24 protein-coding genes are annotated in these 25,867 nt (G+C 73.2%); 16 read left to right on the plus strand and 8 right to left on the minus strand.

Going from position 1 to position 25,867, the window contains the following annotated elements; genetic code table 11:
• Position 1 precedes the first annotated feature (1 nt).
• Complete coding sequence (locus ACZ7MY_RS05980; protein WP_499599925.1) at positions 2–913, plus strand: acyl-CoA dehydrogenase family protein; 912 nt, start codon at positions 2–4, stop codon at positions 911–913.
• 387 nt (positions 914–1,300) lie between these two features.
• Complete coding sequence (locus ACZ7MY_RS05985) at positions 1,301–1,774, plus strand: ATP-binding protein (protein WP_499599926.1); 474 nt, start codon at positions 1,301–1,303, stop codon at positions 1,772–1,774.
• Between the two features lie 76 nt (positions 1,775–1,850).
• On the opposite strand, the gene ACZ7MY_RS05990 is transcribed toward ACZ7MY_RS05985, so the two are convergent.
• Positions 1,851–2,777, minus strand: a complete 927-nt coding sequence (locus ACZ7MY_RS05990; protein WP_499599927.1) for a cyclase family protein — start codon at positions 2,775–2,777, stop codon at positions 1,851–1,853.
• Positions 2,778–2,872: 95 nt separating this feature from the next.
• On the opposite strand from ACZ7MY_RS05990, the gene ACZ7MY_RS05995 reads away from it, so the two are divergent.
• The 4 genes from ACZ7MY_RS05995 to ACZ7MY_RS06010 are packed head-to-tail and all read left to right on the plus strand — an operon-like array spanning position 2,873 to position 7,461.
• Complete coding sequence (locus ACZ7MY_RS05995; protein ID WP_499599928.1) at positions 2,873–3,775, plus strand: SDR family oxidoreductase; 903 nt, start codon at positions 2,873–2,875, stop codon at positions 3,773–3,775.
• A 28-nt stretch (positions 3,776–3,803) separates the two neighbouring features.
• On the plus strand, positions 3,804–4,949 hold the full coding sequence (locus tag ACZ7MY_RS06000) for an acyl-CoA dehydrogenase family protein (protein ID WP_499599930.1): 1,146 nt from the start codon (positions 3,804–3,806) through the stop codon (positions 4,947–4,949).
• Complete coding sequence (locus ACZ7MY_RS06005; RefSeq protein WP_499599932.1) at positions 4,946–6,412, plus strand: aldehyde dehydrogenase family protein; 1,467 nt, start codon at positions 4,946–4,948, stop codon at positions 6,410–6,412. The genes ACZ7MY_RS06000 and ACZ7MY_RS06005 overlap by 4 nt, the downstream gene beginning before the upstream one ends.
• On the plus strand, positions 6,412–7,461 hold the full coding sequence (locus ACZ7MY_RS06010) for a Zn-dependent alcohol dehydrogenase (protein WP_499599934.1): 1,050 nt from the start codon (positions 6,412–6,414) through the stop codon (positions 7,459–7,461). Before ACZ7MY_RS06005 ends, ACZ7MY_RS06010 begins: the two co-directional genes overlap by 1 nt.
• Before the next feature lie 6 nt (positions 7,462–7,467).
• Here ACZ7MY_RS06010 and ACZ7MY_RS06015 read toward each other — a convergent pair whose 3' ends face one another.
• The gene (locus tag ACZ7MY_RS06015) at positions 7,468–8,493 is read right to left on the minus strand and encodes a GlxA family transcriptional regulator (RefSeq protein WP_499599936.1); all 1,026 of its coding nucleotides are present in this window, start codon (positions 8,491–8,493) and stop codon (positions 7,468–7,470) included.
• Between the two features lie 70 nt (positions 8,494–8,563).
• Here ACZ7MY_RS06015 and ACZ7MY_RS06020 point away from each other — a divergent pair, with 70 nt between their 5' ends.
• The gene (locus tag ACZ7MY_RS06020) at positions 8,564–9,898 is read left to right on the plus strand and encodes an MFS transporter (RefSeq protein ID WP_499599938.1); all 1,335 of its coding nucleotides are present in this window, start codon (positions 8,564–8,566) and stop codon (positions 9,896–9,898) included.
• Positions 9,899–9,922: 24 nt separating this feature from the next.
• On the opposite strand, the gene ACZ7MY_RS06025 is transcribed toward ACZ7MY_RS06020, so the two are convergent.
• Positions 9,923–10,540, minus strand: a complete 618-nt coding sequence (locus ACZ7MY_RS06025; RefSeq protein ID WP_499599940.1) for a flavin reductase family protein — start codon at positions 10,538–10,540, stop codon at positions 9,923–9,925.
• A gap of 83 nt (positions 10,541–10,623) precedes the next feature.
• Between ACZ7MY_RS06025 and ACZ7MY_RS06030 the strand changes: the two genes are divergently transcribed.
• Positions 10,624–11,250 carry a hypothetical protein gene (locus ACZ7MY_RS06030; protein ID WP_499599942.1) on the plus strand — a complete coding sequence of 209 codons (627 nt, stop codon included), beginning with the start codon at positions 10,624–10,626 and terminating at the stop codon, positions 11,248–11,250.
• 13 nt (positions 11,251–11,263) lie between these two features.
• Here ACZ7MY_RS06030 and ACZ7MY_RS06035 read toward each other — a convergent pair whose 3' ends face one another.
• The 3 genes from ACZ7MY_RS06035 to ACZ7MY_RS06045 all read right to left on the minus strand — a co-directional run bounded on the left by ACZ7MY_RS06035 (position 11,264) and on the right by ACZ7MY_RS06045 (position 15,767).
• Positions 11,264–12,103 carry an enoyl-CoA hydratase/isomerase family protein gene (locus tag ACZ7MY_RS06035; protein WP_499599944.1) on the minus strand — a complete coding sequence of 280 codons (840 nt, stop codon included), beginning with the start codon at positions 12,101–12,103 and terminating at the stop codon, positions 11,264–11,266.
• Positions 12,096–14,303, minus strand: a complete 2,208-nt coding sequence (locus ACZ7MY_RS06040) for an acetate--CoA ligase family protein (protein WP_499599946.1) — start codon at positions 14,301–14,303, stop codon at positions 12,096–12,098. The genes ACZ7MY_RS06035 and ACZ7MY_RS06040 overlap by 8 nt, the downstream gene beginning before the upstream one ends.
• 270 nt (positions 14,304–14,573) lie before the next feature.
• Positions 14,574–15,767 carry a flavin-containing monooxygenase gene (locus ACZ7MY_RS06045; protein ID WP_499599948.1) on the minus strand — a complete coding sequence of 398 codons (1,194 nt, stop codon included), beginning with the start codon at positions 15,765–15,767 and terminating at the stop codon, positions 14,574–14,576.
• Positions 15,768–15,900: 133 nt separating this feature from the next.
• Here ACZ7MY_RS06045 and ACZ7MY_RS06050 point away from each other — a divergent pair, with 133 nt between their 5' ends.
• The 4 genes from ACZ7MY_RS06050 to ACZ7MY_RS06065 all read left to right on the plus strand — a co-directional run bounded on the left by ACZ7MY_RS06050 (position 15,901) and on the right by ACZ7MY_RS06065 (position 18,416).
• Complete coding sequence (locus ACZ7MY_RS06050) at positions 15,901–16,353, plus strand: DoxX family protein (protein WP_499599949.1); 453 nt, start codon at positions 15,901–15,903, stop codon at positions 16,351–16,353.
• Positions 16,350–16,775, plus strand: coding sequence for a Zn-ribbon domain-containing OB-fold protein (locus ACZ7MY_RS06055; protein ID WP_499599951.1), 426 nt, complete (start codon positions 16,350–16,352; stop codon positions 16,773–16,775). Before ACZ7MY_RS06050 ends, ACZ7MY_RS06055 begins: the two co-directional genes overlap by 4 nt.
• Positions 16,776–16,783: 8 nt before the next feature.
• On the plus strand, positions 16,784–17,335 hold the full coding sequence (locus ACZ7MY_RS06060; RefSeq protein ID WP_499599952.1) for a GNAT family N-acetyltransferase: 552 nt from the start codon (positions 16,784–16,786) through the stop codon (positions 17,333–17,335).
• 250 nt (positions 17,336–17,585) lie between these two features.
• A complete protein-coding gene (locus ACZ7MY_RS06065; protein WP_499599953.1) occupies positions 17,586–18,416 on the plus strand; it encodes a glycoside hydrolase domain-containing protein in 831 nt (276 codons plus the stop codon).
• Between the two features lie 44 nt (positions 18,417–18,460).
• Here ACZ7MY_RS06065 and ACZ7MY_RS06070 read toward each other — a convergent pair whose 3' ends face one another.
• Positions 18,461–19,627 (minus strand): thiolase C-terminal domain-containing protein, encoded by a 1,167-nt coding sequence (locus tag ACZ7MY_RS06070; RefSeq protein WP_499599954.1) that lies wholly within the window; start codon positions 19,625–19,627, stop codon positions 18,461–18,463.
• 72 nt (positions 19,628–19,699) lie between these two features.
• Between ACZ7MY_RS06070 and ACZ7MY_RS06075 the strand changes: the two genes are divergently transcribed.
• A complete protein-coding gene (locus tag ACZ7MY_RS06075; RefSeq protein ID WP_499599955.1) occupies positions 19,700–20,962 on the plus strand; it encodes an acyl-CoA dehydrogenase family protein in 1,263 nt (420 codons plus the stop codon).
• Entirely contained in the window at positions 20,959–21,459 is a 501-nt protein-coding gene (locus ACZ7MY_RS06080; protein ID WP_499599957.1) for a nitroreductase/quinone reductase family protein, read from the plus strand. The genes ACZ7MY_RS06075 and ACZ7MY_RS06080 overlap by 4 nt, the downstream gene beginning before the upstream one ends.
• Positions 21,460–21,618: 159 nt before the next feature.
• Here the strand turns inward: ACZ7MY_RS06080 and ACZ7MY_RS06085 are convergent, their stop codons facing one another.
• Entirely contained in the window at positions 21,619–22,266 is a 648-nt protein-coding gene (locus ACZ7MY_RS06085) for a TetR/AcrR family transcriptional regulator (protein ID WP_499599959.1), read from the minus strand.
• A gap of 193 nt (positions 22,267–22,459) precedes the next feature.
• On the opposite strand from ACZ7MY_RS06085, the gene ACZ7MY_RS06090 reads away from it, so the two are divergent.
• Positions 22,460–23,260 carry a VOC family protein gene (locus ACZ7MY_RS06090; RefSeq protein WP_499599961.1) on the plus strand — a complete coding sequence of 267 codons (801 nt, stop codon included), beginning with the start codon at positions 22,460–22,462 and terminating at the stop codon, positions 23,258–23,260.
• Between the two features lie 135 nt (positions 23,261–23,395).
• Positions 23,396–25,798: a protein serine/threonine kinase AfsK gene (gene afsK, locus ACZ7MY_RS06095; RefSeq protein WP_499599962.1), complete on the plus strand. Its 2,403-nt coding sequence runs from the start codon at positions 23,396–23,398 to the stop codon at positions 25,796–25,798.
• Positions 25,799–25,867 lie beyond the last annotated feature (69 nt).

Consider the following 25,867-nt stretch of genomic DNA (forward strand, 5'->3'; position numbering starts at 1 on the left):
CGTGGACTTCCGCCTCACCGAGGACCAACGGGCCCTCGCCGCGGGAACCCGCGGGCTGCTGGCGCGCCTGTACCCGGCGGAGCGGCTGCGGGAGGACGCGGCCGGGGCGGCCGCGGGCAACCCGGCGACCCTCGACCGCGGGATGTGGCGGGCGCTGGGGGAGGCGGGGTTCTTCGCGCTGCGGCTGCCGGAGGAACGGGGCGGGCTCGGGCTCGGACTCCCGGAGGCCGCGCTCGTCTTCGAGGAGGCCGGACGGGCGCTGCTGCCGGGGCCGCTGGTGACGACGCACCTGGCGGCCGGCCGCGTGCCGGGGGCGGCCGAGGGCACCGCGGTGGTCACCGCGGCCGTCGGCGGGCTGGCCGAGTGGCTGGAGGCGTCCGACCATGTGCTGGGCTCCTACGACAAGGCCGAGCCGGTGCGTTCGGTGGACCCGCTCACCCCGCTGCACCGGGTCGTGGGCGGCGAACCCGCGGGCGAAGGCACGGTGGGCGGGGGCACGGCCGGCGAGTTGCTGACCGCGGCCCAGCAGACCGGCAGTGCTGCGCGCACCTTGGAACTCGCCGTCCGTCACGCCGCCGCCCGGGAGCAGTTCGGGCGGCCCATCGGTTCCTTCCAGGCGGTCAAGCACCTGTGCGCGGACATGCTGGTGCGGGCTGAGATGGCGCGCACGGCGGTGCGTGCCGCGGCGGTCTCCGGCGCGCCGGGCGAGGCGCCCGCCGCGCGACTGCTGGCGGACGAGGCGGCGGTCCGCAACGCCCGCGACTGTCTGCAGGTGTTCGGTGGGATGGGTTTCACCTGGGAGGCGGAGGTGCATCTCCACATCAAGCGGTCGTGGATCCTGCGGAGCCGGGGCCGGTCCGTGGCGGAGTGTGAGGAGAGCCTCGCGGAGGGTCTGCTCGATGGCACCTTTTAAGGCGGTTGGTTGGTTATGGCCGTTTCGTCACGGATAAAGGGTTCCCGAGCGTCGATATCGGGTTGTGTCCGAGGTGTGACTTGTCACGCCATGGAGTCGGATCCCGCCTCGGGTACGCTCCATCGGGTGCGTGTGGTGGCGAAACGCGACGGATGCGGCAGTGGCGGGGCCTCGGTGCCCGGTGGGCTGCCTGTGCCGGGCTGTTCGAATTCGCCCCGTAATGAGCCCCGCACAGTATGCAGCACTCGTACCCCCTTGCGCTGGAATATGCCCGAAGCGCTTGTTGCGGTGACTGCGGGTCAATCATGCTGGGTCGCGATGAGGTCACGTACGGTGACCCTGCCGAGGCGCGAGGCGATGTGTCCGCCGGTTCGGATGGTGTGAGCGGTGCAGGTGCTCCAGGTTCAACTTGAGGTCGGCCCCGACCCCGCAGAGGTGGGCCGGGCCCGTCGGTGGGCCCGCTCGCGTCTCGCGGGCTCCGGGATAGGAGCCGACGAGCCGGTCGCCGAGACGCTGATCCTGCTCATCTCCGAACTGGTCACCAACGCCGTCGTGCACACCGGTTGTCCCGCGGTGCTGCGGATGCTCTTCCGTTCCTCCGGCGCCGCGCAGAGCGGTGAACAGGAGACCGTGCGCGTCGAGGTGGCCGACACCAGCGACGCCCCGCCGCGCCCGCGGCACGCCGACAACGACGAGACCGGCGGCCGGGGACTCGAACTCGTGGACGGCCTCGCGGACCGCTGGGGCTGGCAGCGCGAGGGGGCGGGCAAGCAGATCTGGTGCGAGATCGACCGCAGCGAGCGCCCGGCGATCGTCCCCGCGCAGTCCGTCGGCGGGCTGATCCGCCGCCCCGCCTTCTGAACGTACGGGTCTTTCCCGCCCCCCGTACGATCCCGAACGCACGGGTCTTCCGGCCGTACGGACCGAGGGGCCGTCCTCAGAGCACCGCCACCGGCGCGACCGGACTGCCGACCCCGCCCACGAAGGGCTGCGGCGTGGCGTCCAGCAGGAACGCGTACCGCCCCTCCTCGGCGCAGGCCTCCGACAGCGCCTCGAGGTTCCAGTTCTGGCCCTGGAGCATGCCCATCTCCACCAGGTCCAGGGCGTGGACGGCGAGCCACAGGTCGTCGATCTCCGGCGGGAAGATCTCGAAGGTCAGTGTGTCGTTGGCGACCGCGGCGACGTCACGGGCGTGGAACCACTCGGGGGTGCGCACCGACAGCCCCGGTGACGGGAAGGCGTAGGCGTGCTTGTCGCCCGCGAGGTACACCCGCATCTGGCCGGTGCGGACCAGGACGATATCCCCGGCGCGGACCGTGGTGCGGGCCAGTTCCTCGGCCGCGTCGAGGTCGTCGGGGGTGACGGCGTGGTCGCCGGGCAGCCGGTCCGTGCCGCGGGCGCGGGCCACGTCGAGCAGGACGCCGCGGGAGAGCAGTGTCGTGATCTTCTCCATGCCGCTGAACGCCGCCCCGCCGTGGGCGGTGACGGAGCCGGCCGGCCGGCCGTTGTAGATGCGCCCCGAGTGCGAGACGTGGGTCAGGGCGTCCCAATGGGTCGCCGCCTGCAGCCCCATGGTGACGATGTCGTCGCTGGTGGCGACCGTGCCCGGGCCGAACATCTCGTGGTTGAGCATCACCATGGTGCGCAGCGGGTTCACCCGGCCCGGGATCATGCCCGTCTGCACCCCGTCCTGCTGAAGGGGCAGCGCGAGCGGCACGCGGCGTCCGCTGCGCACGGTGCCGGCCGCCGCGCGGACGACCTCGTCGGTGATCAGGTTGAGGGTGCCGGTCTCGTCGGCCTCCCCCCAGCGGCCCCAGTTGTTGACGCGCTTGGCGATGTCGTGGAACTCGGCGGGGAACGCCATCGCTGCCTCCCGGTCTCAGGGCTTGTGCTGGGGTGCGTCCGTGCTCCTAAAATCTAACGGTCCGTCAGAAACTTTGAGAAGGGGCGGGACCGGACGTGGGCAACTTCCTGAGCGGAAAGGTCGTCGCGGTCACCGGCGCCGGGCGAGGCATCGGGCGGGCCGTCGCCCTCGCGTGCGCGGCCGAAGGTGCCAAGGTCGTCGTCAACGACTACGGCGTCGCGGTCGACGGCCGCGAGCCGACCGGCGAGGTCGCCGCCGCCGTCGTGAAGGAGATCGAGGCGGCCGATGGCGAGGCCACCGCGGTGACCGACGACGTCTCCTCCATGGCGGGCGGCGAACGGATCGTCTCCACCGCGGTGGAGACCTACGGCCGCGTCGACGGGGTCGTCTGCGTCGCCGGGATCCTGCGCGAACGCATGCTCTTCAACATGGGCGAGGACGAGTGGGACCCGGTCCTGGCCACCCACCTGAAGGGCACCTTCACCGTCTTCCGCGCCGCCTCCGCTGTGATGCGCCGACAGGGCACGGGCACCCTCGTCGGCTTCACCAGCGGCAACCACCAGGGCAGCGTCTCCCAGGCCAACTACTCCGCGGCCAAGGGCGGGATCATCTCGCTGGTGCGCAGCGCCGCGCTCGGACTGCACCGCTACGGGGTGACCGCCAACTGCGTGGCCCCCGTGGCACGCACCCGCATGTCCGCCAACGTGCCCCTGGAACTGGCCGAGATCGGCGAACCCGAGGACGTCGCCGCCATGGTCGTCTTCCTGCTCAGCGACCACGCCCGCGACATCACCGGACAGGTCTACACCGTCGCCGGACCCAAGATCGCGGTATGGGCCCAGCCACGCGAACTGCGCGCCGCCTACGCGGACGGCGAGGGGTGGACACCGCAGCGCATCGCCACTGCCCTGCCGGGCACGGTCGGCACCGACCCCATGCCGATGCTCGCCCAACTCGAGGCCATGCGTGCCGCCGCTGCCGCCGTCCGAAGGCAGTGACGGCCCCGTACCGAGGAGAGGGCGGACCATGGACTTCACCTTCGGCCCGGAGACTGAAGCCTTCCGCGCGGAGGCACGGGCGTGGCTGAGCGCGCACCCGGACCGTGTGTCCGGGCGGGAGTGGGAGCGGGAACTCGGTGCCGCCGGATGGATCGGGCTCGGCTGGCGCGGCGAGTACGGCAACCGCCGCGCCACCCTGCCCCAACAGGTCGCCTGGGGCGAGGAGTACGCCCGTGCCGGGGCGCCCGCCCGGTCCGGGCACATCGGCGAGAACCTGCTGGCCCCCACCCTGGAGGCGCACGGCACCCCCGACCAGCGCGACCGCTTCCTGCCACCCGTCGCCCGCGGCGAGGAACTGTGGTGCCAGGGGTACAGCGAGCCCGGAGCGGGCTCCGACCTCGCCGGTGTGAGGACCGCGGCCGTTCGCGACCACGACGCCGAGGGCCCCTGCTACCGCGTGACCGGCCAGAAGATCTGGACCTCCCTCGCCCAGCACGCCGACTGGTGCTTCGTCCTGGCCCGCACCGATCCCGACTCGCGGCGCCACCACGGACTGGGCTTCCTGCTCGTCCCCATGGACCAGCCCGGCAGGATCGAGGTGCGCCCCATCCGCCAGCTGACCGGCACGGCCGAGTTCAACGAGGTCTTCTTCGACGGGGCGCGCGCCGCCGCCGCCCACCTCGTCGGCGAGGAGGGCCACGGCTGGCAGGTCGCCATGTCCCTCCTCGGCTTCGAGCGCGGGGTCTCCACCCTCGTGCAGCAGATCGGTTTCGAACGCGAACTGCGCCAGGTCGTCGACCGCGCGGTCGCCACCGGGGCGGCGGCCGACCCCGTGCTGCGGGACCGGCTGGTGCGGCAGTGGGCCGAGTTGCGCGTCATGCGCTGGAACGCCCTGCGCACGCTGGGCACCACCGACCCCGCCGCCCCGAGCGTCGCCAAGCTGCTCTGGGGCGGCTGGCACCAGCGGCTCGGCGAACTGGCCGTCGCCGTCGGCGGCGCCCCTGCCGCGGCCGGCCCTGCGCCGTGGGAGCCGGCACGACCCTACGAACTCGACCAGGCCCAGCACATGTTCCTGTTCAGCCGCGCGGACACCATCTACGGCGGCTCGGACGAGATCCAGCGCACGATCATCGCCGAGCGGGTGCTCGGCCTCCCGAAGGAGCCTCGCGGATGAACAGCGACGGGACGTACGGCCACTGGATCGGCGGCCGGTGGCACGAACCGGCCGGAGCTCACTATCCAGTTGTCAATCCGGCCACGGAGGAGACCGTCGGGCGCGCCCCCGAAGCGGGCCCGGCGGACGTGGACGCTGCGGTGCGCGCCGCCCGGGAGGCGTACGAGGGCTGGTCCCGTACGAGCCCGGCGGAGCGCGCCGCGATCCTGGAGCGGATCGCGGACGTCCTCGCCTCGCGGTCGGCGGATCTCGTACCGCTGCTCCAGCAGGAGACGGGAGCGACGATCCGTGTCGCGTCGAGCATGCAGATGCCTACAGCGGTGGACCGCTTCCGGCGCTACGCGCGGGGTGCGCTGGAACCGGACACGATCCCCTTCGCGCCGCAGCCCGTGAGGGCCTCGCCGCTCGCGCCCGGCGGGCTGGTCAACGCGGCCGCGGTACGGCGTCCGGTGGGTGTCGTCGCCTGCATCACCTCCTACAACTTCCCTCTGGTCAACCTGGCCGGCAAGGTCGCCCCCGCGCTGGCCGTGGGGAACACCGTCGTCGCCAAGCCCGCGCCCCAGGACCCGCTGACCTGCCTGCTGCTCGGCGGGATCATGCGGGAGGCGGGCCTGCCCGACGGGGTGTTCAACGTCATCACCGGCACGGGCGCCGCGGCCGGCGAGGCACTGGTCGCGCACCGCGGTGTCGACATGATCAGCTTCACCGGCTCGACGGCGGTCGGGCGGGCGATCGCCCGCGTCGCGGGCGCGTCGATGAAGCGGACCCTGATGGAACTGGGCGGCAAGGGCGCGGCGGTCATCCTCGAAGACGCCGCTCCCGGCGTCCTCAGATCAGCGATATCTGCTGTCGGTTCAACATGGGCATTCCATTCAGGTCAGATCTGCACGGCGCCGACCCGTGTCCTCGTCCCCCGCCGGCGGTACGAGCAGGTGATCACCGCCCTTGAACAGTACGCCCGTTCGCTGACCCTCGGGGACCCTGTGGATAACTCCACCGTCGTCGGCCCGCTGATCACCGCCGCCCAGCGCGACCGCGTCGAGGCCTACGTCGCGGGCGCCCGTGAACAGGGCGCCCGCGTCGTCACCGGCGGTGCGCGCCCCGACCTCAAACCGGGCTACTACGTGGCCCCCACGCTGCTCGCGGACGTCACTCCCGACATGACGGTCGCCCAGGAGGAGGTCTTCGGCCCGGTCGTCGCCGCCCTCGCGTACGACACCGAGGACGAGGCCGTCGAGATCGCCAACGGCACCCCGTACGGCCTGTACGACTACGTCTTCGGCGACGACACCGCCCGCGCCTGGGCCCTCGCCGCCCGGCTGCGCAGCGGCAACGTCGGCATCAACACCGTGCAGCGTCATCCCGAGACGCCGTTCGGCGGCTTCAAGCGCAGCGGCGTCGGCCGCGACGGCGGCTCCTTCGGGCTGCAGGCCTACAGCGAACTCCAGGCGGTGGTGTGGTGATGAGAGGCGTGATCTTCGACGGGAAGCAGCCCGCGGTCGTCGACGACCTCGAGGTCCGGGACCCGGGCCCGGGCGAGGTGCTGGTCCGCATCCACGCGGCGGGGCTGTGCCACAGCGACCTGTCCGTCGTCGACGGCGTCATCCCCTTCCCCGTCCCGGTCGTGCTCGGCCACGAGGGGGCGGGCGTCGTGGAGGCGACCGGCGCGGGCGTCTCGCACGTCGCGCCAGGCGACCACGTGGCCCTGTCCACCCTCGCCAACTGCGGCACCTGCCCGGACTGCGACCGGGGACGCCCGACGATGTGCCGCAAGGCGATCGGCCGTCCCGGCAGGCCCTTCAGCCGGCACGGCGAGCCGCTGTTCAACTTCGCCTCCAACTCGGCCTTCGCGGAACTGACCGTCGTCAAGGCCGTCCAGGCCGTCCGCCTGCCCGACGGCATCCCCCTCACCTCCGCCGCGCTCATCGGCTGCGGGGTGCTGACCGGGGTCGGTGCCGCGCTCAACCGCGCCCGCGTCGACCGCGGCGACACGGTCGTGGTCATCGGCACCGGAGGCGTCGGCCTGAACGTGCTGCAGGGCGCACGCCTCGCGGGCGCCTCCCGGATCGTCGCCGTCGACACCAACCCGGCGAAGGAGGAACCCGCGCGGCTGTTCGGTGCCACCGACTTCACGGACTCCGCGGAGGCGGTGCGCGCGCTGCTGCCCACCGGCGCCGACCACGTCTTCGAGTGCGTCGGACACGTGGGGCTCATCCGCCAGGCCGTCGACCTCCTGGACCGGCACGGCCAGGCCGTCCTGCTGGGCGTGCCGCCGGCGGACGCCGAGGCGTCCTTCCTGGTGTCCTCCGTGTACCTCGACAAGTCCATCCTGGGCTGCCGCTACGGCTCGTCACGGCCGCAGCGCGACATCGCGCTCTACGCCGACCTCTACCGGCGGGGCCGGCTCCTGCTGGACGAACTCGTCACCCGGACCTACCCCGTGGAGGACTTCGCCGAGGCGGTGGAGGACGCCCGGGGCGGTCGTGTGGCGCGTGGCGTGCTGACCTTCTGAACCGCCTCAGATCGCCGCCGTCGCCCGGAAGGTGCGCCGGTAGGCGCTGGGCGAGACGCCGATGACGGCCTGGAGGTGCTGCCGCATGGAGGCCGCCGTGCCGAACCCGGCCTGCCGGGCGACCTGGTCGACCGACAGGTCGCTGGACTCCAGCAGGTGCCGGGCGCGTTCGACGCGCTGCTGCGTCAGCCACTGCCCGGGGCTGGTGCCCACCTCCTCCCGGAACCGCCGGGTGAAGGTGCGCACGCTCATCGCCTCGCGCTCGGCCAGCTCGCGCAGCGTCAGCGGCCGGTCGAGCCGGTCCAGCGCCCAGGTGCGCGCCGCTGCCGTGGTGGCCTGCTGGGGCTCGGGGAGGGGCCGCTGGATGTACTGGGCCTGGCCGCCCTCCCGGTGCGGCGGTACGACCGTACGGCGCGCGCTGGCGTTCGCGACGGCGATGCCGTGGTCGCGGCGGACGATGTGCAGGCACAGGTCGACGCCCGAGCCGACGCCCGCGGAGGTGAGGATGCCGCCGTTGTCGACGTACAGGACGTCCGGCTCGACCCGCACCCGGGGGAAGAGCCTCTGGAAGTGGTCCGTACTCGACCAGTGCGTGGTGGCGCGCAGACCGTCCAGGTAGCCGGCCGCGGCCAGGAAGTACGACCCGGTGCAGATGGACACGAGCCGAGTCCCGGGGCGGATGCGGGCGAAGGCGGCCGCCATCTCCTTGGGCAGCCGACCCTCCGTGTGCGCGACGGAACGCTCGTGGGCGGCGGGGACGATGACCGTGTCGGCCGTCTCCAGCGCCTCGGGGCCGTGGGCGACGTGGATCTCGAAGTCGGCGTCGGCGCGCACCGGTCCGGGACCGTGCGGGGAGCACGTCACCACCTCGTACAGGTCGGCCCCGCCGGAGTCCCTCGCGCCGCCGAAGATGCGGTGGGGGATGCCCACCTCGAAGGGGATCACCCCGTGCTGCACCAGGACGGCGATCCGGTGGCGCGCCGGTGTGCCGGGGTCTGCGTTCCGAGAAGGCGTCTCCATGGATACGGCCATGGCCCGATCCTTACACAACATGGCCATCCGGCCACTCGTTCCGGGGAAACCGATGCCGGATGCTGATCCGGTGACGCAGACTCCCGAGCTTCCCGCGCAGACCCTGGCCGACAGGGTCCCCGAAGGTTCCCGGCCGTTCCGCACCCCCCGTGTCCACCGTGCGTGGTCGGTGGCCGCCGCCGCCTTCGTCACGCTCATCGGCGCCGCGGGGTTCGCCTCCCTGCCCGGACTGCTCATCGAGCCGCTGAACGGCGAGTTCGGCTGGTCGCGGGGCATGATCGGCCTGGCGGTATCGGTGAACCTCGCCCTCTACGGGCTGACGGCGCCGTTCGCCGCCGCGCTGATGGACCGCTTCGGCATCCGCCGGGTGGTGGCTGCGGCGCTCGTCACCATCGCGACCGGAGCGGGCCTGACCGTCTTCATGACCGCGAGCTGGCAGCTCGTGCTCCTGTGGGGCGTCCTCGTCGGGCTGGGCAGCGGCTCCATGGCGCTGGCCTTCGCGACCACCGTGACCAACCGCTGGTTCGAGCACCGGCGCGGCCTGGTCACCGGCATCCTGACCGCGGCCGGCGCGGCGGGGCAGCTGATCTTCCTGCCCCTGCTCTCCGTCATCATCGAGCACGCGGGCTGGCGCGCGGCGGCCCTCACCGTCACGGGTGCCGCGGTCCTCGTCGCGCCCCTGGTCTACCTGCTGCTGCGGGACCACCCGGCCGATGTGGGCCTCGCCCCCTACGGCGCCAAGGAGTTCGTGCCGAAGCCGCCGCCGGTGACGGGCGCGGCGACGAGGGCGGTCAAGGCGCTGACCAGCGCCGCCCGAGGCGGCCCGTTCTGGCTGCTGGCGGGGACCTTCGCGATCTGTGGCGCCTCGACGAACGGCCTGGTCAAGACGCACTTCGTGCCCGCGGCACACGACCACGGGATGCCGGTGACGGCGGCCGCTTCCCTGCTCGCGGTGATCGGCGTCTTCGACATCGCCGGCACCATAGCCTCCGGCTGGTTCACCGACCGCTTCAGCCCGCGGCGGCTGCTGGCCACCTACTACGGGCTGCGCGGGCTGTCGCTGATGTTCCTGCCGGTGCTCCTGGGCGACTCCGTCCACCCGCCCATGGTGCTGTTCATCGTCTTCTACGGGCTGGACTGGGTCGCCACCGTGCCGCCCACCATCGCCCTGTGCCGCGAGTACTACGGCGCCGACAGCGCCATCGTCTTCGGCTGGGTGCTCGCCTCCCACCAGCTGGGCGCCGCATTGGTGGCGTTCCTGGGCGGCGCGGCGCGCGACGCCTTCGGCACGTACAACGTGGTCTGGTACTCCTCCGGGGCGCTGTGCGCGCTGGCGGCGCTCATGTCGCTGGTCATCCGGCGGCGGGCGGAGCCGGGTTCCGGAGCGCTGCCCCTCGCGGCGTAGCCGGCCTTCGCGGGCCGGCCGCGGTCAAGGGGCGAGCCGGCCGAAGCGGCCGCGGTGGAAGAGCAGCGGCCCGCTGCCTTCCGCCGCGCGACCGAGGTCGCGGACCCGGCCGATGACCACCAGGTGGTCGCCGCCCGTGTGCACGGCGTGGATCGTGCAGTCGATCCACGCGGGCACCCCGCGCAGCCGGGGCGATCCCGTCACCGGTGCCGGGTCCCAGGCCACGCCCGCGAACTTGTCCCCGCCGCTCACGGCGAAGGAGCGGCAGAGTCCGTGCTGTTCCGCGCCGAGGACGTTCACGCAGAACACCCCGGCCCGGGCGATGCGCGGCCAGCTGGTGGACGTGCGCGCCACCATGAACACGACGAGCGGCGGGTCGAGCGACAGCGAGGCGAACGACTGGCAGGCGAATCCGGCCGGGCCGCCCTCCGCGTCGTCCCCGGGCGCCGCGATCACCGTCACACCGCTCGCGAAGTTCCCCAGCACCTCGCGGAACACCGCCTGGTCCACCGGGGCGCGCTCGTCCGGGCGCACGGCCCGCAGTTCGGGCGGCGGCAGCGGATCCAGCCGCCCGGCCGCCGTCGCGGCCCCGGCCGACCGGAGGTAGCGGACGACGGCGACCGCCATGCCTGCTTGTCCCATCACGCCTCCATTGAAACTGACGGATCGTCAGAAGTGAAGGGCCGGGCGGAGGGCGGTCGAGGCCCGGGCGTACGGTGCGCGTCATGGGGTGGAGTGTGGGGTGGGGGTCCCCGGTGCGGCCCGCGGTCGACCCGTGGGGCGACGCCGGACGAGCGGCGGCGGTCTCGACGTACTGCGCGGTGGTGGCGGTCGCGGCAACGGTCCACATGGTCCTCATGCCGTCCCAGGCGTCCTCGGAGCGTGTCTTCGACGAACCGCTCGCCTGCTGCTTCCTGCCGTTCTTCCTCATCCCCGTCTGGGCCTGCGCGGTGGCCGCCTCCCTCCTGCACGCCCTGCCGGCGACGGTGCTGGGACTGCGGCTCGCGGCACGCACCGGGCGTCCCCGATGGCTCTGCCTCCTGGCGGTGGAGGTGGCGACGGCCGCCGTGGTCGCGCTGCCCGTCGTGTGGCTCAACGGTCCGTACCTGCTCGCCTGGGCGTGCGTCGCGGGTGCCGGCGCGGCGCCGGTGCTGGTCACCTCGTTCTACGCGGGGCGCAGGGACCCGGAGGGCCGCACCGGGTGGGCGCGGCAACGGCACGTCGCCTTCCAGGTCGGGGTCGTGATGATCGCGGTGATCGGCGTCGTCTTCGCGGGTGGTCTGCTGGCGTACGGCACCGGACTGCTGGAGGAGTACCGGCCGCCGCCGGGGGCCGCTTCCTCCTCCGGGTGAACCCTCCGGGGTGTCAGCGCCCGCGGAAGTCCGGCTGGCGGCGTTCGAGGAAGGCGCGCAGTCCCTCCTGGGCGTCGGCGGTGGTCATGTTCTGCTCCTGCGCGGCCGCCTCGGCGGTGAAGGCCGTCGCGCGGTCGGAGTCCAGGGACGCATTGACGAGCTGCTTGGTCAGGGCGAGGGCGCGGGTGGGGCCGGCCGCCAGACGTTCTGCGAGGGTGCGGACGGCCTGGTCGAGGTCGTCGGCGGGGACGACGCGGTTGACCAGACCGAGGCGTTCGGCTGAGGCGGCGGGCAGGTCGTCGCCGAGCAGCAGGAGTTCCTTCGCGCGGTGCGGGCCGATCAGGCGGGGGAGGAGGTAGGCGCCTCCGCCGTCGGGGACGAGGCCGCGGCGGACGAAGACCTCGATGAACTTCGCGGTGTCGGCGGCCAGGACCAGGTCGCAGGCGAGGGCGAGATGGGCGCCGAGGCCCGCGGCGGTACCGTTCACCGCGGCGATCACGGGCTTCTCGCAGTCGAGGACGGCGGCGACGAGGCGCTGGGCCCCGGACCGGATCATCCGTGCGACGTCGCCCGCCACCCGGTCCGCACCGGCCGGGCCGCCCCGCAGGTCGGCCCCCGCGCAGAAGGCCCGGCGGCCGGCGCCGGTCAGGACGACGGCCCGCACGGCGGGGTCCGCGGAGGCCTCCAGAAATTTTTCGATGAGGCGTTCCCGCAGGTCAGGGGTAATGGCGTTCATCGCCTGAGGGCGGTTGAGGGTGAGCCGGGAGATCCCGTTGTCGGTGACGTGGAGTACAACGGATTCCGCGGAGTCGTCACGCTCCGTGAGCGTCACTCCACGGGGGGAGTCAGTCATGGGTGTTCTCCAGGCGGCAGACGGCCAGTGCGTCGAGGGCGCAGGCTCCCTGCCCGCGCGGCAGCACCATCAGCGGATTGATGTCGAGTTCGGCGATGCCGTCGCCGAGTTCGAGCGCCATCCGCTGCACGCGGAGGATGACGTCGATGAGCGCGTCGGTGTCGGCGGGCGGAGCCCCGCGGACCCCGTCGAGCATCCGGGCGCCGCGCAGTTCCCGCAGCATGTCCTGCGCGGTCGCGGCGTCGAAGGGCGGAACGCGGACGGCCGTGTCCCGCAGGACCTCGACGAGGACCCCGCCGAGGCCGGCGGTGACGGTGGGCCCGAAGAGCGGGTCATGGCTGATGCCGACGACCATCTCGACACCGGGCTCGACCATCTGGCAGACGAGGACGCCGTCGAGGTCCAGGCCCTCGTAGCGGGCGATGTCGGCGAGTTCGCGGTACGCGTCGCGGACCTGGCTGGCGGAGGTGAGGCCGATCTTCACCAGGCCGAGCTCGGTCTTGTGCGCGAGCCGGTCGGCGGACGCCTTCATGACCACGGGGTAGCCGACCAGCGCGGCCGCCCGTACGGCACCGGCGGCGCTGGAGACCAACTGCTCGCGCGGGACGCGGATGCCGTAGGCCCGCAGCAGCTGCTTCGCGGCGTGCTCGCTCAGCCGGCGGCCGGGGTGCAGCAGTGCGCGGGCCTTGCGGGCGGAGGAGGAGGGGGTGCGCGGTGCCTCGTCGAAGGGGGAGCGGTAGCCGGCGGTGAAGCGGTGGTGGTCCAGCCAGGCCCGTACGGCGGTCACGCAGTTGCCGAAGGTGCGGAAGGTGGCCACCCGGGAGGAGCCCAGCAGAGTCGTCCGGTAGGCCTCCTCGGTGCCCACGGGGGAGCCCCAGATCACGCACACCAGCTTGTCGGTGGCCTCGGCGGCCTCGCAGAGGTCCCGGGCGAGCCTGTCGCTCATCGGCGGGAAGGGGCCGGTGATCGGGCAGACAAGGACGCCGATCGCGGGATCGGCGAGCAGCGCGTCGATGATCTTTCGGCCGCGCCAGTCGCCGACGGGGTGGCCGCCGCTGTCCACGGGGTTGGAGACGTCCAGGTACTGCGGTATCCACTGGTGGAGTTCGGCCTGCCTCGTCCCCGGCAGTGTGGGCAGCGGCAGGCCGGCGGCGGTGGCCAGGTCCGCGAAGTGCGCCCCGGTGCCGCCGGAGATCGAGTAGACGGCCACGCCTTCGGCGACCGGTGGCCGGGCCCTGGCCAGCAGGGCGGCGGTGTCCTGGAGTTCGTCCAGAGCGTCGACACGGATGACGCCGAACTGCCGGAAGGCCGCGTCGGCGACCGCGTCGGAGCCGGTGAGCTTGCCGGTGTGGGTGGCGGCGGCACGGGTGCCGGTCTCGGTGCGGCCCACCTTGACCATGACCACCGGCACCCCGTTGCGGGCCGCGCGGTCCGCGGCGAGGGCGAACGAGCGGCCGTCCTTGAGGCCTTCGGCGTAGACGGCGATCGCGCCGACCTCCGGGCGCCCGGCGAAGTAGGAGAGGAAGTCGGCCGTCTCCAGGTCGGCCTCGTTGCCCGTGGGCGCCCAGTGGCTGAGCCGGATGCCGAGTTCCTGCAGGGCGTAGACGGGGCGGCCTTGGTGGCCGGACTGGGTGATCAGGGCGATCGCCGGGCCGGGGAGGTCCTCGCGGAACGGCTGGAAGGCGTTGAGGTTGGTGTTCGGCCCCAGCAGGCGCAGCCCGCCGGCCGCGACGACGCGGCCGAGCCGTTCCTGGGCGGCGGCGCCGGCCTCCCCCGTCTCGGCGAACCCGGAGGCGAAGACGACGGCGAACCGCGCTGTGGCCCCGGTGAGCTGTTCGAGGACGGGGAGCGGGTCGGCGACGAGCAGGACGGCGAGGTCGACCGGCTCGGGGAGGTCCGCGACGGAGGCGTGGCAGGGCAGGCCGAACACGGTCGCGCGGCCGGGATTGACCGGATGGAGCCGGGCGCCGACCCGCCCGGCCCAGTCGACGAGCTGCCGGGTGATGCCGGTGTTGGGCCGGCCCTCGGCGTCGGAGGCGCCCACCACGGCCAGGGATTCGGGCCGGAAGAAGCGGTCGAGGTCAAGGACCCGGGCGTGCAGCGGACGTCCGCTGACGTCCAGGTCGTCCGTGCGGCGACCGGGGCCGCCGGTGCCCGCCGCGGGATCGGTGCCCAGGGTGCTGAAGGTCGAACCAAGCATGTGTCCCGCCCGTCCCGCTCGAGGGTCCAGAGAACTGACGCAATGTCAGATTACTTAACTGACGATCCGTCAGGAACGGGGCGGATGCGAGAAACCTGTGCGCTCCACGGGAAGGCGGCCCGGGCGGCCGGCGGGGAGAGGGTCGGCCGTGGAGCCGGACGGGGGTGGCGCGGGAGGGCCGGAGGTGCGTGCAGAGGTGGTACGGAGGCCTTGCGTGGGGTCCCGCGGATGCTCGTCCGTACCCTCTCCGTGCCCGTCGCGCCGCGTTCGCTACCGCCGTGCCACCGCTTTGGCGATCCGGCGTGCGTCGATGGCCATTTCACGGAACATCCCGCTGATGGGATTGGTGAAGCCGGTGAAGTACAGGCCCGGGGCGTTCTTGGGGCTGCGGCGGCCGTGCGTCACGGGCCGGCCCCGCTCGTCCAGGACGCCCAGATGGCCGACCAGCGGTTCCAGGCCGCGCCGGTAGCCGGTGGCCGCGATCACCACGTCCGGGGTGATCCGCGTGCCGTCGGCGAGCAGCACCTCGCGTCCTTCGAAGCCCTCGACGGCGGCCACGGGCGCGACCTTGCCGGACCGGACGGCGTCGATGATGCCGACGTCCTGGACGGGGATCGCGCCCTCCCGCACGCGGGAGTAGAGCCCGTTGTCCGGGCGGGGAAGTCCGTGGGCCGACAGGTCCGGCACGGAGATCCGCTCCACGAAGGGCGCGATCGCGTCGACCAGTTTCGTCGGGAAGCGGCGCACCATGATCCCGGTGCGCTGCGCGGGCCATCCGGCCGTGGAGCGGCGCATGATGTGCGGGGGCGTGCGCACTGCCAGCCGGACGCGGGCCGCGCCGGATTCCGCGAGGTCGACGGCGATCTCGGCACCGGTGTTGCCCACGCCGACGACCAGGACGTCCTGCCCCTCGTAGGGCCGGCCGTTGCGGTAGTGAGAGGCGTGCAGCAGCTCACCGTCGAAGGTGTCGCGCCCGGGCCAGTCCGGGAGGTGCGGCGAGTGGTTGTAGCCGGTGGCGAGGACGACGCTCCGGGCGGTCAGCCGGCGGCCGCCGGTGGCCGGGAGCACCCACCCGGTCGCCGGGTCCCCGGCGGGCTCGATCCGCCCCACCTCTATGCCGGTGGCGACGTCCAGCCCGTGGAAGTCGGCGTACTGCTCCAGGTAGCGCACAACGTCGTCGCGGCCCACCCAGCGGCCGTAGGACCGCGGGATCCCCAGTCCGGGGAGCGCGGAAAGGCGTCTGGTCGTGTGCAACCGCAGCCGGTCGTAGTGGCCGCGCCATGAGGCGCCCACCGCGTCCGACCGTTCGACGACCAGGGTGCGCACACCCCGGTGCCGCAGCGACGCCGCGACGGCGAGTCCGCCGGGGCCGGCGCCGACGACGATGGCGTCCGGCGCCGCCGTGCTCGGTATGGGGGTGGCTGCGGATGCGGAGGTACCGGCGGATGCCGAGGTGTCGGTCATGGCTGCTCCCGTGCCTGCTGGGTGAGGGTCATCACCGGAAGGTAGCGCGCTTTCGCCCCGGCACCTTGCGGAGGTGCAACAGCATCCGGTCAACTGACATTCCGTCAGATCCCTTGTCCCGGGGAGGCACGAGATGCAGACGATCTGGCTGACCGGCGCCGAATGGCTCGCCGTCCTGCGCATCGGCCTCGGACTGTGGTGGCTGGAGAGCTGGCGGCACAAGGACAAGAAGGGCTGGTTCGAGCGGGGCACGGGCATCGCCTGGGCCGCCGGCGTCGCCGCCGAACACCGCTGGAGCGCCGTCCGGAACGGCTTCTCCGTGCTCGTCGCGCCCCGTCCCAAGTTGATGGCCCACGTCGTCGTCCACGCCGAACTCGCCATCGGGCTCGGCCTGGCCTTCGGCCTGCTGACCCCGATAGCCCTGGCCGGGGGCGCCGTCCTGAACCTGCTCTACCTGGTCCTCATGATCCACGACTGGGCAGAGCAGGGGCAGAACGCCATGATGATCCTCGCCTCCGTCGTCCTCCTCTTCGCCATGGGCTGGCAGGCCTGGTCGCTGGACAGCGCCTGGGGGCTCTTCCTGTGACCGGCCTGCCCGAGCCCGACGCCTTCACGGACACCTACTGGAGGGCCGCGGCGGAGGGCCGGCTGCTGATCCGCCGCTGCCTCGATCCGGGCTGCGGGCTCGCCCACCACTATCCCCGGGAGTTCTGTCCGCACTGCTGGAGCGAGGAGGTCGTCTGGGAGCAGGCCGCAGGCCGGGCCACCCTCTACACCTGGTCCGTGGTGCACGCCAACGAGCTCCGGCCCTTCGCCGGGCGGCTGCCGTACGTCGCCGCCGTCGTCGACCTCGCCGAGGGGCCGCGCATGATGACGGAGGTCGTCGGCTGCGCCCACGAGGCGCTGCGCGTCGGCATGGACCTCCGCGTCTGCTTCCGCCCCGCGGCCGACGGCGCCCGGATCGCCATCCCCATCTTCCGCCCGGCCGGGACGGCCGCGTTTGCTTGAATGAGGGCGTGCTGAGGCCAGTGGAGTTGGAAGCGTACGGACTGCTGCTCCGGCCGTGGGAGGAGACGGCCGGCGACCTCGAAGCGGCCCTGCGCGGCCTCGGCGACCCGGACTTCCGCCGCTGGAACACCGCACACGCCCCCGACCCCGACGAAGCGGGGGCGCAGGACTTCCTGAGGCGCAGGCGCGACGGCTGGGCGGCCGGGGACCTCGCGTCCTTCGCCGTCACCGAGGCCGGTGACGTGCTCGGCCAGGCCGGGATAGGGGCGATCGACCGCACCATGCGCGGCGCCCGGGTCAGCTACTGGATGCTGCCCGAGGCCCGTGGGCGCCGCGTCGCCTCCCGGGCACTGGAGGCGGTGACCCGGTGGGCCTTCCGCGATCTCGGGCTGCACCGCCTGGAGCTGGGGCACGCCGTCGGCAACGAGCCCTCCTGCGGCGTCGCGCGGCGCTGCGGCTACGTCCTCGAAGGTGTCCTGCGCGATGCGATGGTCGACCTGTCCGGCGCGCTCCAGAACGTCCACCTGCACAGCCGTCTGGCGACCGATCCGCACCCCTGAACTGCGCGGTGGCACGGTCGCACGGGGATTTGCCGTGCCTTGGGGGAATCTTGTGCCGATCGGGACATGTGCTTTCCCGATCGGGAGGGGTGGGTTGGTTAGGGTGCGATCCGCCCCTCGCGCGCCGCGGACCCGTACACGGGTGCGGCCGCGCGCCGCACGCCCTGCGCGCGCCGTGCTGTCCCGGGGCCTCGGAGTTCTGTCAGGCGCACCCGGTGCGGTGCGTCCCTTGTTCGTGAATGGGGTGGGGATGTCCGGTCACCGGATGTCGAAGAAGCGTCGTTACATCGCGTGGGCGGTGGCCGCTGCCGCGGTGCTCGTGGGCGGGGGAGTCGCCGCGGAGGCCTCGATGGCGACCACCGTGTCGCGTCCGGCGCCCAAGGTGTTCACCGGGCGGGCGTTCGACACGTGCACGGCGCCGTCCGCGTCGGCGATGAAGGCGTGGCACAACGGCTTCTACGGCGCGGCCGCCGTGTACGTCGGCGGCAAGAACCGGGGGTGCGCGCAGCCCAACCTCACGAAGTCCTGGGTCAAGTCGGTCAGCGCCACGGGCTGGAAGCTGATCCCGCTCTACGTGGGCGCGCAGCCCCCGTGCCAGACCAGCCGCAACCCGGAGAAGCTGACCGCATCCACCGCCGCCTCGCTCGGCGCGAAGGACGGGGCGGACGCGGTGGCCAAGGCGTCGGCGCTGGGGATGAAGGCCGGCAGCCCGGTGTACCTGGACATGGAGTCCTACGACGTCGCCAACACCTCGTGCAACAACGCGGTGCTCACCTACGTCCGGGCCTGGGACAAGGCGGTGCACGCCAAGGGGTACTGGGCCGGCTTCTACGGCTTCCGCAGCTCCAGCGCGAAGGCCGTCGCCACGACGACGAACCGTACCGACATGCCGGACATCCTCTGGTACGCGCTGTGGGACGAGCGCAAGACCACGACCGCCGACTGGCCGTTCTCCACGTCGCTGTGGACGGGCCACCGCCGCGGCCACCAGTACATGGTCAACAGCAAGGAGACCCGCGGCGGTTACACGATCACCGTGGACCGCAGCGACTGGGACGCCCCGGTCGCCATCACCGGCTGACGCCCCGGGGCGGGGCTGAGCGGCGCGGGCAGGCCCCGCGCCCCTCAGCCCCGCCCCAGCACCACCGTCCCCGAGGAGCAGAACCAGCCCCCCGTCCCCGAGGCCACGGCCAGCTCCGGCAGCGCCCCGCCGGCCTTGCGCACCTGCCGCTCGCCCGCCTCCCCCCGCAGTTGCCGCACCGCCTCGACGATCAGGAACAGCCCCCGCATGCCGGGATGGCAGGCCGACAGCCCGCCCCCGTCGGTGTTGACGGGCAGCGGCGACCCCGCGACGAAGGGCCCGCCCTCCCCCTTGGCGCAGAAGCCCAGGTCCTCCAGGGTCACCAGGGTCATGTAGGTGAAGGCGTCGTAGATCTCGGCGAGGTCGATCTCGTCCGGGGTGACGCCCGCGCGCGAGAAGGCCTGCGGCCCCGAGACCGCGGCAGGGGAGACCGTGAAGTCGTCCCACTCCGACATCGTGGCGTGCGAGACGGCGGTGCCGGAGCCCAGCACCCACACCGGCGGCCGTGCCCCGTCCCGCACGTACTCCGCGGCGGCCAGGAGCACCGCGCAGCCGCCGTCGGAGCGGACGCAGCAGTGCAGTTTGGTGAACGGGTCGGCGATCATCGGTCCGGACAGGACCTCGTCGGCGGTGATCGGCGTGCGGTACATCGCGTCGGGGTTGCGGGCCGCGTTCGCCCGGGCCCGGACGGCGACGGTGGCGAGCTGCTCGGCGGTGGTGCCGTACGCGTGCATGTGGCGGCGGGCGGCCATCGCGTACTTGGCGATCAGCGTGTGCCCGTACGGGGCCTCGAACTGCAGCGGCCCACGCGCCCCGAAGGACAGGTTGGCGGTGCGCCGCCCGGCCTTGAGGTCGGCGCGGGCGGTGGAGCCGTAGGCCAGGAGCACGACGTCGGCGTGCCCGGCGGCGATCGCGTCGGCGGCGTGCGCCGCCATGACCTCCCAGGTCGCCCCGCCCACGGACGTCGAGTCGACCCAGCGCGGCCGCAGTCCGAGGTACTCGGCGACCTCGACCGGCGCGAGCGTGCCGAGCCCGGCCGAGGCGAAGCCGTCCACGGCCGACCGGGGCAGCCCGCTGTCGGCGAGCGCGCGGCGTGCCGCCTGCGCGTGGAGGGCGTAGGGGGTGGCGTCGTCGACCCGGCCGCAGTCCGACAACGCGACGCCGAGGACGGCGACTTCGCGGCCGTTGCGAGTACCCTGACCCTGAGCCATGAATCTGACGGTACATCAGGTGCAGGGTTTCCGGTCGCCTCCGGATGCCCCGGGGTGGGAGGAGAGCTCGCCGTGGACGCCGCCTTCACCGAGGAGCAGGAAGAGATCCGCCGCACCCTGCGCGAACTGCTCGGCAAACGCTGCGGACCGGACGAGGTGAAGTCCGCCGCCCGCACCCCCACGGGCCACGACGCCGGCCTGTGGCGGCTGCTGGCGCAGTCGCTGGGCCTGCCCGGCCTCGCCCTTCCCCCCGCGTACGGGGGCGCCGGCTGCGGCCCCACGGAACTCGTGCTGGCCTGCGAGGAGACCGGCCGGGCGCTGTTGCCCTCGCCGCTGCTGGGCACGGCCGTGCTCACCGCGCCCCTGGTCGAGGCGCTGGGCACCGACGCCCAGCGCCGGGCCCTGCTCCCACGCCTCGCCTCCGGTGAACCCGCCGCCCTTGCCGCGTCCCCGGTGGCCCTCGGCCTCGCCGGCCCCAACACCGGCGACTGGGCGGGCGGCGGCCGCGCGGGGGGCGTGCAGGCCCGCCCGACCGACGGCGTCTGGCGGCTGTACGGGCAGGCCGACCAGGTGCTCGGCGGCCCCGGTGCCGGGCTGTTCCTCGTGGCCGCCCATACGGGTGGCTACGCACGCAGTCGCATCCGGCTCTTCCTGGTCCTCGGTGACGCCCCGGGCCTGGTCCGCAGGCGGCTGACCGCCCTGGACGAGACCCGCCCGCAGGCCCGCGTCGAACTGCGCGACGTCCCCGCCGAGCCGCTGGGCGGGGAGGACGCCGCCGATCCGCGCCCCGCACTCGCCCGTACGGGTGTCCTGGCCGCCGCCGCACTGGCCGCGGAGGCCGTGGGGGCGGCCTCCAGGGCGCTCGCGGTCACCGTGGAGTACGTCGCGGCCAGGGAGCAGTTCGGGCGGCCCGTGGGGTCCTTCCAGGCCGTCAAGCACCGTCTCGCCGACCTCTACGTCCAGGTCCAGGCGGCCCGCTCGGCCGCCTACTACGCCGCCTGGGCCGTCGGGAGCACCCAGGAGCAGGAGCAGGGGCAGGAGCCGGACGCCGCGGTGGCGGCACCGCTCGCGCTCGCCCAGGGCCTGGAGGCGCTGCGCGCCGCGGCGGGACAGGCCGTCCAACTGCACGGCGGCGTCGGTTTCACGTGGGAGCACCACGCGCACCTGTACGTGAAACGGGCCGCCTCCGACGACCTGCTCTTCGGCCCCGTGCACGCGCTGCGGGCCCACGCGGCCGAGGGCGCGGGCGTCTTCACCGGGGCTGCCCCCGCCCCCACCCCCGCCGCCACCGTGACCACGACCACGACAACGACCCGGGGAAGGGCGGCGGCATGAGCCTGTTGCGGACGGTGGTGCAGAAGGTGTCGTCGACCCGGCTGTTCGCCAGGGTGGGGCCGCATGTCGTGCCGGCGGTGGACCGGTTCGTGCACCGGGCGACCCGCGGCAGGGTCCTGCTCAGCGCGCGCATGCTGCCCGGGTTGGTGCTCACCGCCACCGGTGCGCGCAGCGGTCTGCCCCGGCACACTCCGCTGGCCTGCATGCCGGAGGAGGGCGGCACCTTCGTGCTGGTCGGCAGCAACTTCGGCCGCACCGACCACCCGGCGTGGACGGGGAACCTGCTCAAGCACCCCGACGCCGAGGTCAACTGGCGTGGCCGGGACCTCGCCGTGCGCGCGGAGTTGCTGACGGGCGGCGAGCGCGAGGCGGTGTGGGCGGCGTTGCTGGAGTTCTGGCCGCCGTACGCGACCTACGCGCGGCGCGTGGAGCGGCGGATCCGCTTGTTCCGGCTCGTCCCCAGGGAGCCGGGCGGCGGGGCGCCCGGGAAGCCGTAGCGCGGGTTCGCAGGAGGGAAGCCCCCGGAAAGGACAACGCGGGCGCCCGGGCCGGCAACCTCCCCCGAGGACCGGTGGGCGCCCGCGTCGTTGCAGGCAGGACTTCGACGTGAACGTAGATCAACAATGCCGCCGGAGGCGGGCGTCAGCGCCGCGGCGTCACCGCGTCGGCCTCTTGCCCGTCACGCCGAGGTGCACCAGCAGCGAGAGGTTCGGCTTCAGTTCGGCCTGCTTGACGCCCCAGGTCTGGAAGCCCTTCTGGTGCGCGGCGACCGCGGCGAGCATCGCGACGAGGGATCCGGCGACGGCTGCCGGGCTGACATCCTTGTCGACCCGGCCCTTGCCCTGGAGCTCCTTGATCGAATCGGAAAGGGAGTTGGTGAGGGGGTTGAGGATCTTCATGCGGATCTTGTAGAAACGCTTGTCCCCTTCGGCGGCGCCCAGGTCGACGACGCGCAGGATGGCGTCGTGCTTGCGCCAGAAGGAGAGGAAGCCCTCGACCAGTTCCTCCGCCGCCGTGGCGCCGGACTTGCCGGCCCAGGATCGGCCGGCGACGAGGTCCGTCAGCGCGGCCCCCTCCTTGGCCATCTCCTCGGCGAGCTCGAGGACGGCGCCCTCGACGTCGGGGAAGTACTGATAGAACGTTGCGGGGGAGGTACCCGCCATCCGGGCGACGTCGATCACCTTGACGTCCCGGTACGGCGACGTGCTGAGCATTTCGCCGAGGCAGTCGAGCAGCTTCTGCCGCGTCGCCTGTCCCCGGCGGCCTGCCACACGGCCGTCGACGGTGCGAACTTGTCCTGTCATGCCGTCAGTTTACGGGCTGGTGATCAGCGCGCGATTCGATGCCTGCAAATGGGGAAGGCCATGTGTTCGATTTCTCCTCGGGCGCAGCGGGGGATCCGCCGATAACGTGTCAAGCCAGACACTCCGTCGATCCATGCGAATCCCCACGTGAATCGGGATCGCCGGTCGCATCATCGGACGAATCGAGGACGAGATGGCCGCACACCCCGAGGGCGCCCCCTGCTGGGCCGACGCCATGCTCAACGACCTGGAGGCCGGCAAGCGCTTCTACGGCGAGCTGCTCGGCTGGACCTTCGGGGAGGGGGAGGAGCAGTACGGCCAGTACACGCAGGCGTACGGCCCGGACGGGAAGAACGTCGCGGCCCTCTCCCCCAAGCCGGACGGCCGGATGCCGACGGTGTGGAACGTCTACCTCGCCTCCTCCGACATCCGGGCCATCGCGAGCAGGATCCGCGACTCCGGCGGCCAACTCATCATGGAGCCCATGGCGGTTGGGCCCTTCGGGACGATGCTCATGGCGGCCGACCCGGGCGGTGCGGTCTTCGGGGTGTGGCAGGCCGGCACGCACGGGGGCTTCGAGGTGACCGGCGTCCCGGGCTCCTACATCTGGACCGAGGTCTACACGCGGGAGACCGAGCGGACCGACCCCTTCTACGAGGAGGTCTTCGGCTTCGGCGGCAAGCGGATCGAGGACGAGGCCGTCGACTTCCGGATCTTCGTCCCCCAGGGCCGGGAGGTCACGCCCGGGAACGCGGTGCTCGGCCGCTTCCGGATGGGGGAGGGGTTCCCGTCGGAACTGCCCGCGCACTTCATCGTCTACTTCGCCGTCTCCGACGCCGACCGGGCCGCGGAAACGGTCGCGCGGCTCGGGGGCCGGGTCACCATGGGTCCGATGGATTCGCCTTTCGGCCGTTTCCTCCTGGTCGCTGACGACCAGGGTGCCCATTTCGCCCTGATCGACCCCGCTACCACGGTCGGCGGGAAGCCGTCCTGAACGCACCCGGATCCGCAACCGAATCGAAGGTAATCGCGTGTCGACACCGCCCCGGGTTCGCAACTGATACTCATCCCAGGAAGAATCAGGGACGGACCCCGGGATGGGGGGAACCCACGGGGAGGTGGCAGGACAGTGGTGCAGCAGCTGACGCAGCACGATCCGAGACGGATCGGCCCTTTCGAGGTGCTGGGCAGGCTGGGTGCCGGCGGTATGGGCCTGGTCTATCTCGCGCGCTCGGCATCCGGCCGGCGCGTGGCGATCAAGACCGTACGGGCGGAGCTGGCGGAGGACCAGCTGTTCCGCGTGCGCTTCGCCCGTGAGGTGGAGGCGGCCCGCGCGGTCAGCGGCTTCTACACGGCGGCGGTCGTCGACGCCGATCCCAGGGCCGCCGTGCCCTGGCTGGCGACGGCGTTCGTGCCGGCGCCCTCGCTCGAGGAGATCGTCAACGAGTCGGGGCCGCTGCCGGTGCAGGCCGTACGGTGGCTGGCGGCCGGGGTCGCGGAGGCGCTCCAGTCGATCCACGGGGCGGGGCTGGTCCACCGGGACATGAAGCCCTCCAACGTGCTCGTCGTGGAGGACGGTCCGCGGGTGATCGACTTCGGCATCGCGAGCGGGGTGTCCAACACGCGGCTGACGATGACGAACGTCGCCGTCGGCACGCCCGCGTACATGTCGCCCGAGCAGGCCAAGGACTCGCGCAGCGTCACCGGCTCCAGCGACGTGTTCTCGCTGGGCTCGACGCTGGTCTTCGCCGCGACCGGGCACGCGCCCTTCCACGGGGCGAACCCCGTGGAGACGGTGTTCATGCTCCTGCGGGAGGGCCCGGACCTGTCGGGCCTGCCCGACGATCTGCGCCCCCTCATCGAGGCGTGCATGCGCATGGAGGCCGACCGCCGGCCGAGCCCGGCGGACCTGCAGGCGCAACTGGCGCCGCATCTGTTCTCGTCCGCGGGTGACGACACCGGTACGGCCTCCGCGTGGCTGCCGCCCGCGGCGGTGGGACTGATAGAGGAACGGCGCAGTGGCGGCCGCCCCGGCGCGGGGCCGGGCGCCCCCGGCGGCGGTGCGGGCGGCGGGGTGCCGGGCGGCGGTGGTGCGGGTGCCGCGGTGCCCCCGATGCCGGCGCGGCCTCCCGTGCCGCCCGTGGGACCGGCGGGGCCCCCTCCGGTCGCCGCCGAGGGCCCGGGCGGGCCGGTGCAGCTCGCCGGTTCGGCACCGATAGGACCCGGGATGCGGCTCGCCGAGCGCAAGAACCAGGCCGCGGCCACCGCCGCCGCCGGGGGCGCGCTGGGCTGGGCCGGTCGCGGCGGCGTGGCCGGAGGACCGCCGGCGGCGGTGCCCGGTCAGGGAAGTGGCCAGGGAAGCGGTCAGGGCGGTCCCCAGGGCGTGCCGCAGGCACCCGCGGTGCCGCCGGGCGAATGGCGGCCGTGGCGCTTCCGCATGTCCAACGACGTGTGGGGCACCCCGGTCGTCTCCTCGGGCCGGCTCTACGTGACCTCCTTCGAGGTGCACGCGCTGGACGTGGCCACCGGGCGGCGGCAGTTCAAGACCCGTGACGTGGCGTGGACGATGGCGGTCTCGGGCGGCCGGATCCACGGCTCCGACGGGCCGAGCCTGTACGCGCTGGACGCCGCGGACGGCTCCGAGCACTGGCGCACCGGTGTGGACGGCTGGATCTACTCCCTCCGCGCGGACGGCGGGACCGTCGTCACCGGCACCCGCGGCGGCGGCGTGCAGGTCTGGGACGCCGCGGCCGGGCGGCTGCGCTGGGAACGCGGCGGGGCGCAGACGGAGTTCGAGACGCCCGAGTCGGGCCCGAGCGTGGTGGACGGGGTCGTCTACTTCCACGGCGGCGGACGGCTGCACGCCCTGGACGCGACGAGCGGCACCGAGCACTGGTCGTACCCGACCGGGGAGGGTGGCGCCATGCCCACCCGTCCGGTCGTCGCCGACGGCGCGGTGTACGTGACCGTGGGGAACCGGGTGCTCGCCCTGGACGCCCGCAGCGGCACCGAGCGGTGGCGCTTCGACGCCCCCGCGGTGATGTTCGCGCCGCCCGCCTACGTGCCCGGACCGGGCGTCACCGGCGGCGGTGTCTACGTCGCGGACTACCTGGGCACCGTCTACGCCCTGGACCCGGTGGATGGGCGCGACCGCTGGCGGGTCGCGACCGAGCAGCGGCAGAGCGTGGAGCCCGTGCTCGTCGCGGGCGGTTCGGTGATGCTGGGCGCGGGAGGCGCGCTGTACACGCTCGACGCGGTCTCCGGCACCCCGAAGTGGCGCTTCGCCGCGCAGGGCGAGATCGTCGGCTCCCCGGTGGTGGCCGACGGGCGCGTGCACTTCGGCTCGAAGGACCACTGCCTGTACACGGTCGACGCGAGCGGCGGCCAGTTGCGCTGGAAGCTCGAGACCGGTGGCGAGATCACCGGTTCCCCGGTGGTCTCGGACGGTGTGGTCTACGCGAGCAGCAAGGACCGCTGCGTGTACGCCCTCAACGCCGTGAAGGGCACCGAGGCGGCGACCCGGCGTACGTGAGGACCCGGCTGACGGCCGTCGTGCCGCACACGGAAGGGGCAAACGACGGCCGCCGCCGGCCAACTTACG

The organism is Streptomyces sp. NPDC111520 (assembly GCF_055635295.1).